At 60.4% G+C, this 16,269-nt stretch carries 13 protein-coding genes; 10 read left to right on the top strand and 3 right to left on the bottom strand.

Translation table 11 applies throughout. The annotated features are described in order from the left end of the window. Nucleotides 1–311 precede the first annotated feature (311 nt). From TAN611_RS13925 to TAN611_RS13900, 6 genes are all read left to right on the top strand, one after another. A complete protein-coding gene (locus TAN611_RS13925) occupies nt 312–4,073 on the top strand; it encodes a nitrate reductase subunit alpha (protein WP_203066586.1) in 3,762 nt (1,253 codons plus the stop codon). Then, nucleotides 4,070–5,614 carry a nitrate reductase subunit beta gene (gene narH, locus TAN611_RS13920; RefSeq protein ID WP_105231525.1) on the top strand — a complete coding sequence of 515 codons (1,545 nt, stop codon included), beginning with the start codon at nt 4,070–4,072 and terminating at the stop codon, nt 5,612–5,614. The genes TAN611_RS13925 and narH overlap by 4 nt, the downstream gene beginning before the upstream one ends. Beyond that, complete coding sequence (gene narJ / locus TAN611_RS13915; RefSeq protein WP_203066585.1) at nt 5,611–6,336, top strand: nitrate reductase molybdenum cofactor assembly chaperone; 726 nt, start codon at nt 5,611–5,613, stop codon at nt 6,334–6,336. Before narH ends, narJ begins: the two co-directional genes overlap by 4 nt. A 2-nt stretch (nt 6,337–6,338) precedes the next feature. After that, nucleotides 6,339–7,016 (top strand): respiratory nitrate reductase subunit gamma, encoded by a 678-nt coding sequence (gene narI, locus TAN611_RS13910; protein ID WP_062778904.1) that lies wholly within the window; start codon nt 6,339–6,341, stop codon nt 7,014–7,016. 173 nt (nt 7,017–7,189) lie between these two features. Then, nucleotides 7,190–7,414, top strand: a complete 225-nt coding sequence (locus tag TAN611_RS13905; protein ID WP_105231522.1) for a hypothetical protein — start codon at nt 7,190–7,192, stop codon at nt 7,412–7,414. After that, a complete protein-coding gene (locus TAN611_RS13900) occupies nt 7,414–7,683 on the top strand; it encodes a hypothetical protein (RefSeq protein ID WP_105231521.1) in 270 nt (89 codons plus the stop codon). Before TAN611_RS13905 ends, TAN611_RS13900 begins: the two co-directional genes overlap by 1 nt. Before the next feature lie 30 nt (nt 7,684–7,713). Here the strand turns inward: TAN611_RS13900 and TAN611_RS13895 are convergent, their stop codons facing one another. The 3 genes from TAN611_RS13895 to TAN611_RS13885 are packed head-to-tail and all read right to left on the bottom strand — an operon-like array spanning nt 7,714 to nt 10,282. Beyond that, nucleotides 7,714–7,869 carry a DUF2474 domain-containing protein gene (locus tag TAN611_RS13895; protein WP_370446954.1) on the bottom strand — a complete coding sequence of 52 codons (156 nt, stop codon included), beginning with the start codon at nt 7,867–7,869 and terminating at the stop codon, nt 7,714–7,716. Beyond that, nucleotides 7,869–8,876, bottom strand: a complete 1,008-nt coding sequence (gene cydB, locus TAN611_RS13890; protein WP_105231519.1) for a cytochrome d ubiquinol oxidase subunit II — start codon at nt 8,874–8,876, stop codon at nt 7,869–7,871. The genes TAN611_RS13895 and cydB overlap by 1 nt, the downstream gene beginning before the upstream one ends. A 2-nt stretch (nt 8,877–8,878) precedes the next feature. Continuing rightward, on the bottom strand, nt 8,879–10,282 hold the full coding sequence (locus tag TAN611_RS13885) for a cytochrome ubiquinol oxidase subunit I (protein ID WP_105231518.1): 1,404 nt from the start codon (nt 10,280–10,282) through the stop codon (nt 8,879–8,881). Between the two features lie 231 nt (nt 10,283–10,513). Between TAN611_RS13885 and TAN611_RS13880 the strand changes: the two genes are divergently transcribed. The 4 genes from TAN611_RS13880 (at nt 10,514) to astD (ending at nt 16,256) form a co-directional block, all read left to right on the top strand. Further along, nucleotides 10,514–11,932 carry a PLP-dependent aminotransferase family protein gene (locus TAN611_RS13880; RefSeq protein ID WP_203066584.1) on the top strand — a complete coding sequence of 473 codons (1,419 nt, stop codon included), beginning with the start codon at nt 10,514–10,516 and terminating at the stop codon, nt 11,930–11,932. A 550-nt stretch (nt 11,933–12,482) separates the two neighbouring features. After that, nucleotides 12,483–13,697, top strand: coding sequence for an aspartate aminotransferase family protein (locus TAN611_RS13875; protein WP_105231516.1), 1,215 nt, complete (start codon nt 12,483–12,485; stop codon nt 13,695–13,697). Nucleotides 13,698–13,749: 52 nt separating this feature from the next. After that, nucleotides 13,750–14,784, top strand: a complete 1,035-nt coding sequence (astA, locus tag TAN611_RS13870; protein ID WP_105233402.1) for an arginine N-succinyltransferase — start codon at nt 13,750–13,752, stop codon at nt 14,782–14,784. After that, nucleotides 14,784–16,256 (top strand): succinylglutamate-semialdehyde dehydrogenase, encoded by a 1,473-nt coding sequence (gene astD, locus TAN611_RS13865; RefSeq protein ID WP_105231515.1) that lies wholly within the window; start codon nt 14,784–14,786, stop codon nt 16,254–16,256. Before astA ends, astD begins: the two co-directional genes overlap by 1 nt. The last annotated feature ends 13 nt before the right edge of the window (nt 16,257–16,269 follow it).

Genomic DNA, 16,269 nt, shown 5'->3' with positions numbered 1-16,269 from the left:
CGCAGGAGTACCCCCAAATAGCCGGCAGCAATGCGCAAGATATGCACCGGCGGCGACGTTTTTAATTTCTTGTTATAAATCAATATCAAATTGAGTTTTCTGGCGTTATCCAAAAGGGGTATTGCCGCGCCTGCCCGCGTTTTTCCCATCATGTTGTGTTGATCGCAATCAATTTGCCGCCGCCTTTGCATCAGTAGCCTTGGCCGCAGATTGAGCAATGACGTCCATCATGATGACCCCAGACCCGAACCCCGGCGCAGGCGCCGGGCAGTGAGGGAAAATAACGATAAGAGCCTTCAGGAGAACTCCGGATGAGCAAATTTTTAGACCGGTTCCGCTACTTTAAACAGCTGGCGGAACCGTTCTCTGGCGAACATGGCCAGACGCTTGACAGCAACCGAGATTGGGAAGACGGCTACCGCAGCCGCTGGCAGCACGACAAAATCGTGCGTTCGACCCACGGCGTCAACTGCACCGGTTCGTGCAGCTGGAAGATCTACGTGAAAAATGGCCTGGTCACCTGGGAAACCCAGCAGACCGACTATCCGCGCACCCGCCCCGACTTGCCGAACCACGAACCGCGCGGCTGCCCGCGCGGCGCCAGCTACTCCTGGTATCTGTACAGCGCCAACCGCCTGAAATATCCGCTGATGCGCAAACGCCTGCTGAAACTGTGGCGTGAAGCCAAGGCGCAGCACAGCGATCCGGTCGAGGCCTGGGGCGCTATCGTCAGCGATCCGGACAAGGCCAAGAGCTATAAAATCGCCCGCGGCCGCGGCGGCTTTGTGCGTTCCAGCTGGCAGGAGGTGAACGAACTGATTGCCGCCTCCAACGTCTATACCGCAAAAACCTTCGGCCCAGACCGTATTATCGGTTTTTCGCCGATCCCGGCGATGTCGATGGTGTCCTACGCGTCCGGCGCGCGTTACCTGTCGCTGATCGGCGGCACCTGTCTGAGCTTCTACGACTGGTACTGCGATTTACCTCCCGCGTCGCCGATGACCTGGGGTGAGCAGACCGACGTGCCGGAATCCGCCGACTGGTATAACTCCTCCTACATTATCGCCTGGGGTTCCAACGTGCCGCAGACTCGCACGCCGGACGCCCACTTCTTTACCGAGGTGCGCTACAAGGGCACCAAAACCGTGGCGGTGACGCCGGACTACGCCGAAGTGGCGAAACTCTGCGACCAGTGGCTGAATCCGAAGCAGGGCACCGACAGCGCCATGGCGCTGGCGATGGGCCATGTGATGCTGAAAGAGTTTCATCTGGATCGTCAGGTCGGCTATTTCCGCGATTACGTGCGCCGCTATACCGATATGCCGATGCTGGTGCTGCTGGAGCCGCGCGACGAGGGTTATTACGCCGCCGGCCGCATGCTGCGCGCCAGCGATCTGGTGGACGCGCTGGGGCAGGACAACAATCCGCAGTGGAAAACCGTCGCGCTGGATGAAAAGAGCGGCCAACTGGTGGCGCCGCAGGGGGCGATCGGCTTCCGCTGGGGAGAGCAGGGTAAATGGAACCTGGAGCAGCGCGCCGGCCAGGCGCAGCAGGAGGTTGAGCTGCAGCTGAGCCTGCTGGGGTCGCACGATGAGGTGGCCGAGGTCGGTTTCCCGTATTTTGGCGGCGCGGAAAGCGAACACTTCAACAGCGTGGCGCTGGAGCAGGTGCTGCGCCATAAGCTGCCGGTGAAACGTCTGCAGCTGGCGGACGGCAGCGAGGCGTTGGTGGCCAGCGTCTACGATCTGACGCTGGCGAACTACGGCCTCGATCGCGGGCTGGACGACGCCAACTGCGCCGCCGGCTATGACGACATCAAGGCCTATTCCCCTGCGTGGGCGGAGCAGATTACCGGCGTTTCCCGTCATCACATCATCCGCATCGCGCGTGAATTTGCCGAGAACGCCGAGAAAACCCACGGTCGTTCCATGATCATCGTCGGTGCCGGTATGAACCACTGGTATCACATGGATATGAACTACCGCGGTCTGATCAATATGCTGATCTTCTGCGGCTGCGTCGGCCAGAGCGGCGGCGGCTGGGCGCACTACGTCGGCCAGGAGAAGCTGCGGCCGCAGACCGGCTGGCTGCCGCTGGCCTTCGGCCTCGACTGGCAGCGACCGCCGCGCCAGATGAACGGCACCTCATTCTTCTACAACCACTCCAGCCAGTGGCGTTATGAAACCGTCGCTACCGAGGAACTGCTGTCGCCGCTGGCGGATAAATCCCGCTTCAGCGGCAGCCTGATCGATCTCAACGTGCGCGCCGAACGTATGGGCTGGTTGCCGTCCGCGCCACAGCTGAACACCAACCCGTTGCGGATTGCGGCGCAGGCGGCCGCGGCCGGACAATCGCCGTTGGATTACACCGTCGACAGCCTGAAGCAGGGGGCGCTGCGTTTTGCCGCCGAGCAACCGGACAACCCGCAGAACTTCCCGCGCAACCTGTTCGTCTGGCGCTCCAATCTGCTGGGATCCTCCGGTAAAGGCCATGAATACCTGCTGAAGTACCTGCTGGGGACGGAAAACGGTATTCAGGGCAAGGATTTGGGACAGCAGGGCGGCGTTAAACCGCAGGACGTGGAGTGGCAGGATCAGGGCGGCGAAGGCAAGCTGGATCTGGTGGTGACGCTCGATTTCCGCATGTCCAGCACCTGCCTCTATTCCGATATCGTGCTGCCGACCGCCACCTGGTATGAAAAAGACGACATGAATACCTCGGATATGCATCCGTTTATTCATCCGCTGTCGGCGGCGGTCGATCCGGCCTGGGAGTCGAAGAGCGACTGGGAAATTTACAAGGGCATCGCCAAGGCCTTCTCTGAGGTGTGCGTCGGCCACCTGGGGCAGGAAACCGACGTGGTGACGTTGCCGATCCAGCATGACTCCGCCGCCGAGCTGGCGCAGCCGCTGGGCGTACAGGACTGGAAAAAAGGCGAATGCGACCTTATTCCGGGCAAAACCGCGCCGCACATCATGGTGGTTGAGCGTGACTATCCGGCTACCTATGAGCGCTTTACCTCGCTAGGCCCGCTGCTGGACAAGCTCGGCAACGGCGGTAAGGGCATCAGCTGGAACACCCAGACGGAGATCGATTTCCTGAAACAGCTGAACTACGTGAAGACCGACGGCCCGGCGGCCGGCCGGCCGAAGATCGATAGTGCGATTGACGCGGCGGAAGTGATTTTGTCGCTGGCGCCGGAGACCAACGGCCAGGTGGCGGTAAAAGCCTGGCAGGCGCTCAGCAACATCACCGGTCGGGATCACACGCATTTGGCGCTGAACAAGGAAGATGAAAAGATTCGCTTCCGTGATATTCAGGCCCAGCCGCGCAAGATTATTTCCAGCCCGACCTGGTCCGGTCTGGAAGACGAGCACGTCTCCTACAACGCCTGCTACACCAACGTGCACGAGCTGATCCCGTGGCGCACCCTCAGCGGCCGTCAGCAGCTTTATCAGGATCATGAGTGGATGCGCGCCTTTGGCGAGAGCCTGTTGGTCTACCGTCCGCCGATCGACACCCGCGCCGCGCAGCCGCTGCTTAACCGGCAGCCGAACGGCAATAAAGAGAAGGCGCTGAATTTCCTGACGCCGCACCAGAAATGGGGTATCCACTCCACCTACAGCGACAACCTGCTGATGCTGACGCTGTCGCGCGGCGGGCCGATCGTCTGGATGAGCGAGGAGGACGCCGCCGATCTGGGCATTGCCGATAACGACTGGATTGAGGCGTTCAACGCCAACGGCGCGCTGACCGCCCGTGCGGTGGTCAGCCAGCGCATTCCGGCCGGTATGACCATGATGTACCACGCGCAGGAGCGCATCGTTAATATTCCGGGGTCAGAGATCACCAGCCAGCGCGGCGGTATCCACAACTCGGTCACCCGCGTCTGCCCGAAACCGACGCATATGATCGGCGGCTATGCGCAGCTGAGCTATGGCTTTAACTACTACGGCACCGTCGGCTCCAACCGCGATGAGTTTGTGGTAGTGCGCAAGATGAACCGTATCGATTGGTTGGATGGCGAAGGTAACGACGACACCCAGGGCAGCCAGCAGGAGAAAGCCAAATGAAAATTCGTTCGCAAGTCGGCATGGTGCTGAATCTGGACAAATGCATCGGTTGTCATACCTGTTCGGTCACCTGTAAGAACGTCTGGACCAGCCGCGAAGGTATGGAATACGCGTGGTTCAACAACGTGGAAAGTAAGCCGGGCGTCGGCTATCCGCACGCCTGGGAAGATCAGGACAAATGGAAAGGCGGCTGGATCCGCAAAATCAACGGCAAACTGGAGCCGCGCATGGGCAGCCGCGTCGGCGTGCTGTCGAAGATTTTCGCCAACCCGCACGTGCCGGCGCTGGATGATTACTACGAACCGTTTGATTACGACTACCAGCATCTGCATACCGCGCCGCAGGGCAAGCAGCAGCCGATCGCCCGGCCGCGCTCGTTGATCACCGGCCAGCGCATGAAGAAGATCGAGAACGGCCCGAACTGGGAAGAGATCCTCGGCGGCGAGTTTGAAAAGCGCTCGCAGGATAAAAACTTCGCCAATATGCAAAAGGCGATGTACGGCCAGTTTGAAAACACCTTCATGATGTATCTGCCGCGCCTGTGCGAGCACTGTCTGAATCCGGCGTGCGTGGCGACCTGCCCGAGCGGCGCTATCTATAAGCGCGGCGAAGACGGCATTGTGCTGATTGACCAGGACAAGTGCCGCGGCTGGCGCATGTGTCTGACCGGCTGCCCGTACAAGAAAATCTACTTTAACTGGAAAAGCGGCAAGTCGGAGAAATGTATTTTCTGCTACCCACGCATCGAGGCCGGCCAGCCGACCGTCTGTTCGGAAACCTGCGTCGGGCGTATCCGCTACCTGGGCGTGCTGCTGTATGACGCCGACCGTATCGAACAGGCGGCGGCGACGGAAAATGAGCAGGATCTGTATCAGAGCCAGCTGGATATCTTCCTCGACCCGCACGATCCGGCGGTGATTGCCCAGGCGCTGGCGGACGGCGTGCCGCAGAGCGTGATCGACGCCGCGCAGCAGTCGCCGGTATACAAAATGGCGATGGACTGGAAGCTGGCGCTGCCGCTGCACCCGGAATATCGCACCTTACCGATGGTGTGGTACGTGCCGCCGTTATCGCCGATTCAGTCGGCGGCGGATGCCGGCGAGCTGGCGCACAACGGCGTACTGCCGGACGTCGACAGCCTGCGTATCCCGGTGCAGTACCTGGCGAACCTGCTGACCGCCGGCGATACCGCGCCGGTGCTGCTGGCGCTGAAGCGTATGCTGGCGATGCGCCACTACAAGCGCGCCGAAAGCGTGGACGGCGTGGTGGACACCAGCGCGCTGGAACAGGTGGGCCTGAGCGAAGCGCAGGCGCAGGAAATGTACCGCTATCTGGCGATCGCCAACTACGAAGACCGCTTTGTGGTGCCGTCCAGCCATCGTGAGCTGGCGCGCGAGGCCTTCCCGGAAAGCAAAGGCTGCGGCTTCAGCTTCGGCGACGGCTGCCACGGCAGCGACGGTAAGTTCAACCTGTTCAACAGCCGCCGTATCGATGCGATTGACGTGTCGCAGAAAACTGCGCGTCCGGAGGATGCCTCATGATGACATTACGGATTATCGCCCGCCTGCTGGACTATCCCGATCAGGCGTTGTGGGATCATCAGGATGAGCTGCTGGCGGCGCTGGAGCCGGCCTGCGAGCTGGATCTGCACTACAGCGCGCAGTTGATGCAGTTTATCCGCGAGTTGTGCGCCCGCCCGCTGCTGGACACGCAGGCCGACTATTGCGAGCTGTTTGACCGCGGCCGCGCCACCTCGCTGCTGCTGTTTGAGCATGTGCACGGCGAATCGCGCGACCGCGGGCAGGCGATGGTCGACCTGATGGCGCAGTATCGCGCCGACGGGTTGCAGATCGACAGCCGCGAACTGCCGGATTTTCTGCCGCTGTATCTGGAGTATCTCGCCAGCCGCAGCCATGAGGCGGCGCGCGAGGGGTTGCAGGACATCGCGCCGATTCTGGCGCTGCTGGGCGCACGCCTGCATCAGCGCGGCAGCGCATACGGCGTGCTGTTCGACATTCTGCTGGCGCTGTCCGGCAGCGATATTCAGGCGCAGGCGCTGCAGCAGCAGGTGGCCGCAGAGGCGCGCGATGATACGCCGCAGGCGTTGGATGCGGTATGGGAAGAGGAACAGATTAAGTTTCTCGGCGAACCGCAGGGCTGTGCTTCCGCGCAGCAAACCGCACACCAGCGGCGCTTCGCCGGTGCGGTGGCGCCGCAGTATCTCGATCTGTCGGATGCGTTAACCGGAACCAAAGGACGCTAATCATGCAATTTCTCAATCAGTTTTTCTTCGATATTTATCCGTATCTGGCGGGGACGATTTTTCTGGTCGGCAGTTGGCTGCGCTACGATTACGGCCAGTACAGCTGGCGCGCCGGCTCCAGCCAGATGCTGGATAAAAAGGGGATGCGGCTGGCCTCCAACCTGTTTCACATCGGCATCCTGGGAATTTTCTTCGGCCACCTGTTCGGCATGTTGACGCCGCACTGGATGTATCAGGCATTTTTGCCGATCGACGTGAAGCAGAAGCTGGCGATGATCGCCGGCGGCATCTGCGGCCTGATGACGTTGGCGGGCGGCGCACTGCTGCTGAAGCGGCGTCTGACCAACCCGCGGGTGCGGGCAACCAGCAGCGTCGCCGATATTCTGATCCTGACGCTGCTGGTGGTGCAGGTCTGTCTGGGGCTGCTGACCATTCCGTTCTCCGCCCAGCATATGGACGGCAGCGAGATGATGAAGCTGGTGGGCTGGGCGCAGGCGGTGGTGACCTTCCAGGGCGGCGCGTCGCAGCACCTTGACGGCGTGGCGCTGATCTTCCGCCTGCATATGGTGCTGGGGATGACGCTGTTCGTGCTGTTCCCGTTCTGCCGTCTGGTGCATATCTGGAGCGCGCCGGTCGAGTATCTGACCCGCCGTTATCAGTTGGTGCGCAACCGTCGTTAATCCTGCCATCCGCGCTGTCTGCCAGCGCGGATTTTTTTCCCTTTGCTGTTTCCCGATGATTTTCCGAGAAAAACCTGTCGCTTCTGCGAAGCGTTACGCAGTTCACTAATTGAACAGCGACGTCAATGGCGTTACAGTCTTCCCACCTTAGCCAAGGCCACAGGAGGTGGAATATGCGTCGTTTGCCGTTACTGGTTTCCAATGAGATTGATGACAGTTTAAACGCCATGGCCGCACGTCATGGATTAGCCAAAACCGAGGTGATTGTGAAAGCCTTTTCGTTACTGGCGCTTGCCGACCATCATTGGTTAAGGCAGGACGGCACCACGCTTGCCGTGGTGCGCGACACCGACGGCGGTGAACTGGAAGTGATCGGCAAGGTGCAGGGGCTGTTTTAATGTGCGCGCAACGGCGGGAGAAGCTGGTGGACGTCGGCGCGCTGTACCTTGACGCCACGGCGACATTTGACGAAATGGAGCGGTTGCGCCTGGCCAGGCAGGTATTGAGCGGTCTGTTTGTGATTAGCGCCGGCGTATTTGCCGCCCATGCCTACTGGGATGACAACCAGCCGCTGCGGCAGATGTTCGAACTGCTGAAAATCGGCGCATTGCCGTTGGTGACGCTGGTGGTGTCGTTTTACTTTCCGAACGGCGCCGCCGGCAAATAGTGCCGGCGGCGCGGGAGATGATGGCGGGGGTCAGTGCGACTTCATCCCCGCGGCGGTCATCAGCATGCGGAAAATCGTCGCCACCACAAACAGCCCCAGCACGCTGGCGCTCCAGATGATCACCAGCCAGCCGACGCGTTTCCACCAGGGGGCGGCGTCTTTCTCTTTCATCGTCGCCTCCTTCATCAGTGGTAACCCTGCTCATGGCTCACCTTGCCGCGGAATACGTAGTAGCTCCAGAAGGTGTAGACCAGAATAATCGGGATGATGAACAGCGCGCCTACCAGCATAAAGCCCTGGCTCTGCATCGGCGATGCCGCTTCCCACAGGCTGATGGACGGCGGGATCAGCAGCGGCCAGATGCTGATGCCCAGCCCGCTCAGGCCAAGGAACACCAGCAACAGCGTCAGCAGAAACGGCGAGTAGTGCGCGTCGTGATTCACCCCGCGCCAGATGCCCCAGGCGCTCAGCAGCACCAGAATCGGCACCGGCAGCAGCCAGAACAGGTTCGGCAGGCTGAACCAGCGGTCGGCGATTTCCGGATGCGCCAGCGGTGTCCAGATGCTTACCAGCGCCAGAATCACCAGCAGAGCCAGCAGCAGCGGCGTCGCCAGGCGGTACATACGCGCCTGCAGTTCGCCGGCGGTTCTCATCACCAGCCAGGTACAGCCGAGCAGGGCGTAAGCCGCCACCAGTCCCAGGCCGCAGAACAGCGCGAACGGCGTCAGCCAGTCGAGCGGGCCGCCGGCATAGGCGCGGTTCTCAACCGGGAAGCCGTTCAGAATGGCGCCGACCACGATACCCTGACAGAAGGTGGCGAGCAGCGAGCCGCCAATAAAGGCCTTATCCCAGATATGACGCTTGTCGGCGGTGGCCTTGAAGCGGAATTCAAACGCCACACCGCGGAAAATCAGGCCGATCAGCATCAGCGTCAGCGGAATGGCCAGCGCGTCAAGGATCACCGAATAGGCCAGCGGGAAGGCGCCGTACAGCGCGGCGCCCCCCAGCACCAGCCAGGTTTCGTTGCCGTCCCAGACCGGTGCGACGGTGTTCATCATCACGTCGCGGTCTCTGCTGTCTTTGACCCATGGAAACAGGATGCCGATGCCCAGATCGAAACCGTCCATCACCACGTACATCATGGTGCTGAACACGATAATCAAAAACCAGATAAGCGGAAGATCGATACCCATGTTCAACTCCTGTCGTCCAGATGCTCTTTGACCGCGGAAAGCGGACGCGCCGGCCGGCCTTCGGTGTCGTCCGGCTGCTCGCCTTCATGCGGCTGCGGCCCTTTGCGGATTAGCCGCATCATATAGGCGTAGCCGACGCCGAACACCGAGCAGTACACCACGATAAACGCCAGCAGGCTGATGCTCATATGCAGTTCCCCGTGGGCGGAAACCGCGTCCTTGGTGCGCAGCAGGCCATAGACCACCCACGGCTGACGGCCTATTTCGGTGGTGAACCAGCCCGCCAGCAGGGCGATCAGCCCCGAAGGCCCCATCCACAGTACGAAGTAGAGGAAGGGCTTCGAGTGGTACAGGCCGCCGCGCCAGCGCAGCCACAGGCTCCAGACGCCGGCCAGAATCATCAGCAGGCCCATGGCCACCATGACGCGGAAACTCCAGAATACGATGGTGGAATTGGGGCGATCTTCCGGCGGGAAGGACTTCAGCGCCGGGATTTGCTCCGTCAGGCTATGGGTCAGGATCAGGCTGCCGAGGTAGGGAATTTCCAGCTTAAAGCGCGTCTCTTCCCGCTCCATATCCGGCCAGCCGAACAGGATCAGCGGCGTGGCTTCACCGGCGACGTTCTCCCAGTGTCCCTCGATGGCGGCGATTTTGGCCGGCTGGTGTTTAAGGGTATTCAGACCGTGCGCATCGCCGATAAACGCCTGAATAGGGGCGACGATCAGCGCCATCCACATCGCCATCGACAGCATGGTGCGCATTGCCGGCGTATCGCGTCCGCGCAGCAGGTGCCAGGCGGCGGAGGCGCCAACAAAGAAGGCGGAAGCCAGGAACGCCGCGGTGGACATATGCAGCAGCCGGTAGGGGAATGACGGGTTGAAAATCACCTTCAGCCACTCCACCGGCACCACCTGGCCGTTGATGATTTCATGGCCCTGCGGCGTTTGCATCCAGCTGTTCGACGCCAGGATCCAGAAGGTGGAAATCAGCGTGCCGAGCGCCACCATACAGGTGGCGAAGAAGTGCAAGCCAGGGCCGACGCGATTCCAGCCGAACAGCATGACCCCCAGGAAACCGGCCTCAAGGAAGAATGCGGTGAGCACTTCATAGGTGAGCAACGGTCCGGTGATATTGCCGGCAAATTCGGAGAAAAAGCTCCAGTTGGTGCCGAACTGGTAGGCCATCACCAAACCGGAGACCACCCCCATGCCAAAGTTGACGGCAAAAATTTTCGACCAGAAATGATAGAGCTGCCGATAAGTGTCGTCCTGTGTCTTCAGCCATAAACCTTCCAACACTGCCAGATAGCTGGCTAGCCCAATGGTGATTGCGGGGAACAAAATATGGAAGGATACGGTGAAGGCGAACTGTATTCTGGCAAGCTCGAGTGCATCAAGACCCAGCATAGCGCCCCCTAGGGTTGTACATAACATGACCTCTTCAGTATAGACGTGTTTTTTTCAATGACCTCCCGGCGAGAAACCGCGTTCGGATGGCCGTCTGGCGGCGGAAAAATCACCCGTAAATCATCGCCGGAAAGCAAAGAAAACTTGGTGGTCAGTTAAACACGGAGTACATTGACTATAATAGTGACAGTTATTTTACTTTTACCTATAACAGTTTCTTTTGGCGCATTTATGACACGATATGAACAATTGGCGCAGCAAATCCGCGAACAGATCCAAAACCGGGTGTGGCGCGCCGGCGATAAATTGCCTTCTCTGCGGGAAAGCGGCAGGCGTGCGGGACTCAGCCTGATGACGGTGGTGCAATCCTACCAACTGCTGGAAAGCCAGGGCTGGATCGTGGCGCGCCCGCAGTCCGGCTATTACGTGGCCGCCCGGCCGCAGCCGTTGCCGCAGGCGACGCACGGCGAAAAGCTGCTGCTGAGCGAGCAGGTGGATATCAACGCCTTTATTTTCGACGTGTTGCAGGCCTGCAAGGATCCGCAGATTGTGCCATTCGGTTCGGCGTTTCCGGATGCGACGCTGTTTACCCAGCCGAAACTGGCGCGGGCGCTCAGCAGCGTGGCGCGCAAGTTCACGCCGCACAGTTCGCTGGTTAACCTGCCGCCGGGCAATGATGCGCTGCGGCGCAATATTGCGCAGCGCTATGCGTTAAGCGGCATGCAGGTGGCGCCGGATGAAATTGTCATTACCGCCGGCGCGATGGAGTCGCTCAGCCTTAGCCTGCAGGCTGTCACACAACCCGGCGACTATGTGGCCATTGAGTCGCCGGCTTTTTACGGCGCGCTACAGGCGCTGGAGCGGCTGCGGCTGAAAGCGGTGGCGATACCGACCCATCCGCAGCACGGTATTGAACTGGAGCCGTTGGAACAGGCGCTGACGCAGTATCCGATCAAGGCCTGCTGGCTGATGACCCATTTCCAGAACCCGCAGGGCGCCACGATGCCGGAGGTCAATAAACAGCGGCTGGTGGCGCTACTGCGGCAGCGGCAGATCGCGCTGATTGAGGATGATGTCTACGGCGAGCTCTATTTTGGCGCTGAACGGCCGCTGCCGGCCAAGGCGCTGGACACGGACGGACTGGTGCTGCACTGCTCGTCCTTTTCCAAGTGTCTGGCGCCGGGGTTTCGCGTCGGCTGGGTCGCCGCCGGCCGGCATGCCGCACAGATCCAGCGTCTGCAACTGATGAGCACCGTATCCGCCAGCGTACCGATGCAGATGGCGATCGCCGATTACTTGCTGCACGGCGGTTATGACACGCATTTGCGGCGTTTACGTCGCCTGCTGGCGCAGCGGCAAAGCGCGATGCGTCAGGCGATTGCGCATTATTTTCCCCCGACGGTCAACGTCAGCCAGCCGGACGGCGGCTATTTTTTATGGCTGGAGCTGGCGCCGGGCTTGTCGGCGATGGCGCTGTACCAGCGCGCGCTGGCGCAGGGCATCAGTATTGCGCCCGGCCGTATGTTTACGACCGGCGACCATTTCAACCACTGTTTCCGCCTGAACGCCTCGTTTGAGTGGAGTGACCGGCTGGAGGCGGCGATCCGCACCCTCGGCGAGCTGATCCGCCAGCTGTCGGCAGAATCCTAGGGAATTTCCCCCCCATATTGCTGGGGCAAAATAGAGCATTTGCACCGTAATGGCGCATGGCCGGGCGGCCGACATTCGTTAGGCCGCTTATTTTTTGCGAGCGCGATCAGAAAAAACAAAACTTTTTGCTAATGAATAGTATTTCGTTGCCTATGGCGTTTTCAGGCTGCGTTTTTACATTTATGCAGTACAAATGCATAAAACTTGCATACATATGCAATATAAGCCGTTGTTTTAACGAAAAAAAATGAGAAATACCTCCCAAATCCGCTATTGGCACGATAACTGCTCTACACTCTTTATCAGACGGCATGTATTTTAACTGTCCGTTAACATTAATGGCCCGTTGCTGGCTGAGCTACACGACAGATATAGTAAAAAATCGCCTTTATGTAACAGATTTGTATCTCAAACGCCGGTGAAAGAGAGCATTATCATCGCCAGGCGCCATCAGATTCCGAGCGGTTTTTTGTATTGTTGTATCGCTTTACCGTGCAGAAACGGCCCTTCGGCTCAAAAATCTGTTTTTCGCTTACGTCATGAGGTCACTATGGAACAGCCAATCGCAGTTACCCGCCAGTCTTTCGACGACTGGATGATCCCGGTTTATGCTCCCGCCGATTTTATTCTGGTGCGCGGCGAGGGTTCCCGCGTCTGGGATCAGCAGGGTAAAGAGTATATCGACTTTGCCGGCGGTATTGCGGTGAACGCGCTGGGGCATGCGCATCCGGTGGTGAAGGCGGCGCTGGTGGAGCAGGCCGGCAAACTGTGGCACCTGGGCAACGGTTATACCAACGAGCCGGTGCTGCGCTTGGCGAAGATGCTGATTGACGCCACTTTCGCCGACAAAGTCTTTTTCTGTAACTCCGGCGCTGAAGCTAACGAAGCGGCGCTGAAGCTGGCGCGCAAATATGCGCTGGATAAGTTCGGTGCCGAGAAAAACCAGATTGTGGCCTTCAACAATGCCTTCCACGGCCGCACGCTGTTTACCGTTTCCGCCGGCGGGCAGCCGAAGTATTCGCAGGACTTTGCGCCGCTGCCGGGCGGCATCACCCATACGCCGTATAACGATCTGGCCGCGGCGGCGGAAATGATTAACGACCGCACCTGCGCGGTGATCGTCGAGCCGATTCAGGGGGAAGGCGGCGTGCTGCCGGCCGACGGTGAATTCCTGCAGGGGCTGCGCGAGCTGTGCGATCGCCACAACGCGCTGCTGATTTTCGATGAGGTGCAAACCGGTATGGGCCGCACCGGCGATCTGTACGCCTATACGCAGTACGGCGTGGTACCGGATGTGCTGACCACCGCCAAAGCGCTGGGCGGCGGCTTCCCGATCGGCGCGATGCTGACCACCGATGCGCTGGCGACAACCCTCGGCGTCGGCACGCACGGCACCACCTACGGCGGTAACCCGCTGGCGACGGCGGTGGCCGGTGCGGTGTTCTCGCTGATCAATACGCCGGAAGTGCTGAACGGGGTGAAGCAGCGCCATCTGTGGTTTATCGAGGAGCTGAATAAAATTAATCAGCAGTACCCGATTTTCTCTGAAATCCGCGGCGGCGGCCTGCTGATTGGCTGCGTGCTGAAGCCGGACTATGCCGGCAAAGCCAAACAAATTACCCAGTATGCCAATGAAGAAGGGGTGATCGCGCTGATCGCCGGGCCGAATGTGGTGCGCTTCACGCCGTCATTGGTGATCCCGGAAGCGGACGTACGCGAAGGTCTGGCGCGCTTTGCGCGAGCGGTAGCACGTATTTGCAGCTAATTTCTCGGCGGCGTCGTCAGCGGCGCCGCCGAATGACGTAGAGGTTCGCATTATGATGATTATTCGCCCCATTGAGCGTCGTGATTTGTCAGATCTGCTGACGCTGGCCGGTAAATCCGGTATTGGCCTCACCTCTTTGCCGCAAAATGAAGATACCTTGTCGGCACGCATTGAGCGGGCGCTGAAAACCTGGCAAGGCGAACTTCCCCCCGGTGAACAGTGCTATCTGTTTGTGCTGGAAGACAGCGAGCGCCAGCAGGTAGTGGGCGTCAGCGCCATTGAGGTCGCAGTGGGACTGACGGAGCCGTGGTACAGCTTCCGGGTTGGCTCACAGGTGCATGCCTCCAAGCCGCTGGGCGTCTACAAAACGGTGCCGACGCTGTTTCTCAGCAATGACCACACCGGCCATTCCGAACTCTGCACGCTGTTCCTCGATCCGGACTACCGTCACGGTGAAAACGGCAAATTATTGTCTAAAGTGCGTTTCTTGTTTATCGCCGCTTTCCGCGAGCGCTTCGCGCGCAAACTGATTGCCGAAATGCGCGGTTTTTCCGATGAAGACGGCCGTTCGCCGTTTTGGGAAAACGTCGGCAGCCACTTCTTTTCGATTGAGTTCGCCGAGGCGGACTATCTGAGCGGCACCGGCCAGAAAGCGTTTATCGCCGAGCTGATGCCGAAGCACCCGCTATACGTTGATTTTTTGTCGCAGGATGCGCAGCAGGTGATTGGCGAAGTGCATCCGCACACCGTGCCGGCGCGCCGTTTACTGGAGGCCGAAGGCCTGCGCTATCAGGGTTATGTCGATATCTTCGACGGCGGCCCGACGCTGGAAGCGGAAATCGACGATATCCGCGCGGTGAAACACAGCCGGCTGGTAAAAGTGGTGCTAGATGAGAAGCCGATGCGCGCCGATGCGCCGCTGCTGCTGGTGGCCAACGAAAACTATCAACACTATCGCGCGCTGCTGGTCGCGGCCGATCTGTATGACGACCGTCTGCACATGAACGCCGCCACCGCTGCGGCGCTCGGCGTGGAGCAGGGCAGCCCGGTGCGCGTGGTGGCCCTTTTTACACAGGAGAAAGTTTAATGTCACATGCGGCACAGTTAATTAATGGCGTCTGGCGCCCGGGACACGGCGCGGCGTTCAGTAAAACCGACCCGGTTGATAATCAACCGTTGTGGCAGGCCAACGGCGCCGATGCCGGCGACGTGGATGCCGCCTGCGAAGCGGCGCGCAGCGCGTTTCCTGCCTGGGCGCGCACGCCGTTTGCCGAACGCGAGCGGCTGGTGAAGCGCTTCGCTGCGCTGCTGGAAGAACATAAGGCGCAGCTGGCGGAAACCATCAGCCGTGAAACCGGAAAACCACGCTGGGAAACGCTGACCGAAGTACAGGCGATGATCGGCAAGGTGGGCATTTCCTTGCAGGCTTACCAGGCCCGCACCGGCGAAAGCCGCAGCGAAATGGCTGACGGCGCGGCGACGCTGCGTCACCGTCCGCACGGAGTGTTGGCGGTGTTCGGCCCTTACAACTTCCCGGGGCACCTGCCTAACGGCCATATTGTTCCGGCGCTGCTGGCGGGTAACAGCGTGGTGTTCAAGCCCAGCGAGCTGACGCCGTTAACGGCGGAAGTGACGCTGAAGCTGTGGCTGCAGGCCGGGCTGCCGGACGGGGTGATCAACCTGGTGCAGGGCGGGCGGGAAACCGGTGAAGCGCTGGCGGCCAACCCGCAGATTGACGGCCTGTTATTTACCGGCAGCGCAGGCACCGGTTACCAGCTGCATCGCCAGCTGGCGGGGCAACCGGAGAAGATTCTGGCGCTGGAAATGGGCGGCAATAACGCGCTGATCGTGGAAGAGATCGACGATTGCGATGCCGCGGTTAATCTGGCTATCCAGTCGGCGTTCATCTCCGCCGGACAGCGTTGCACCTGCGCACGGCGTATTCTGGTGAAACGCGGCGCGCAGGGCGATGCCTTTATCGAGCGTCTGGTGCAGGTAGCGGCCGCGCTGCGCGTCGGCCGCTGGGACGCCGAACCGCAGCCGTTTATGGGCGGGGTGATCTCTTCGCCGGCGGCAGAGAAAATGCTGGCGGCGCAGCACCACCTGCTGTCGCTCGGCGGCAAGGCGCTGCTGACCATGCAGCGGCTGGAAAGCGGCAGCGCGCTGCTCAGCCCGGGAATCATCGATGTCAGCGAGGTGCCGGCTCTGCCGGACGAGGAGTACTTCGGGCCGCTGACCACCATTATTCGCTATGACGACTTCGACCAGGCGCTACGCATCGCCAATCAGACGCGTTACGGCCTGTCGGTGGGACTGATCTCGCCGCAGCGCGCCCAGTTTGAGCAACTGCTGCTGGAAGCGCGCGCCGGTATCGTCAACTGGAATAAACCGTTGACCGGCGCATCCAGCGCCGCGCCGTTCGGCGGGGTTGGCGCGTCGGGCAACCATCGCCCCAGCGCTTACTACGCGGCGGACTATTGCGCCTGGCCGATGGCGTCGTTGGAAAGCGAAACCTTGCAGATGCCGGCCAGTTTGTCCCCTGGCGTGTCCTTTAATTAATCGCGAAAGGGGC

The organism is Serratia sp. Tan611, assembly GCF_905188235.1.
Taxonomy (GTDB): Bacteria; Pseudomonadota; Gammaproteobacteria; order Enterobacterales; family Enterobacteriaceae; genus Serratia_B; species Serratia_B rhizosphaerae.
This window is presented reverse-complemented; position numbering and strand designations above follow the sequence as displayed.

Excerpts from the sequence above, each read along its gene's own strand:
- TAN611_RS13925 (WP_203066586.1), top strand. The coding sequence starts at position 312 with ATGAGCAAATTTTTAGACCGGTTCCGCTACTTTAAACAGCTGGCGGAA.
- narH (WP_105231525.1), top strand. The coding sequence starts at position 4,070 with ATGAAAATTCGTTCGCAAGTCGGCATGGTGCTGAATCTGGACAAATGC.
- narJ (WP_203066585.1), top strand. The coding sequence starts at position 5,611 with ATGATGACATTACGGATTATCGCCCGCCTGCTGGACTATCCCGATCAG.
- narI (WP_062778904.1), top strand. The coding sequence starts at position 6,339 with ATGCAATTTCTCAATCAGTTTTTCTTCGATATTTATCCGTATCTGGCG.
- TAN611_RS13905 (WP_105231522.1), top strand. The coding sequence starts at position 7,190 with ATGCGTCGTTTGCCGTTACTGGTTTCCAATGAGATTGATGACAGTTTA.
- TAN611_RS13900 (WP_105231521.1), top strand. The coding sequence starts at position 7,414 with ATGTGCGCGCAACGGCGGGAGAAGCTGGTGGACGTCGGCGCGCTGTAC.
- TAN611_RS13895 (WP_370446954.1), bottom strand. The coding sequence starts at position 7,869 with ATGAAGGAGGCGACGATGAAAGAGAAAGACGCCGCCCCCTGGTGGAAA.
- cydB (WP_105231519.1), bottom strand. The coding sequence starts at position 8,876 with ATGGGTATCGATCTTCCGCTTATCTGGTTTTTGATTATCGTGTTCAGC.
- TAN611_RS13885 (WP_105231518.1), bottom strand. The coding sequence starts at position 10,282 with ATGCTGGGTCTTGATGCACTCGAGCTTGCCAGAATACAGTTCGCCTTC.
- TAN611_RS13880 (WP_203066584.1), top strand. The coding sequence starts at position 10,514 with ATGACACGATATGAACAATTGGCGCAGCAAATCCGCGAACAGATCCAA.
- TAN611_RS13875 (WP_105231516.1), top strand. The coding sequence starts at position 12,483 with ATGGAACAGCCAATCGCAGTTACCCGCCAGTCTTTCGACGACTGGATG.
- astA (WP_105233402.1), top strand. The coding sequence starts at position 13,750 with ATGATGATTATTCGCCCCATTGAGCGTCGTGATTTGTCAGATCTGCTG.
- astD (WP_105231515.1), top strand. The coding sequence starts at position 14,784 with ATGTCACATGCGGCACAGTTAATTAATGGCGTCTGGCGCCCGGGACAC.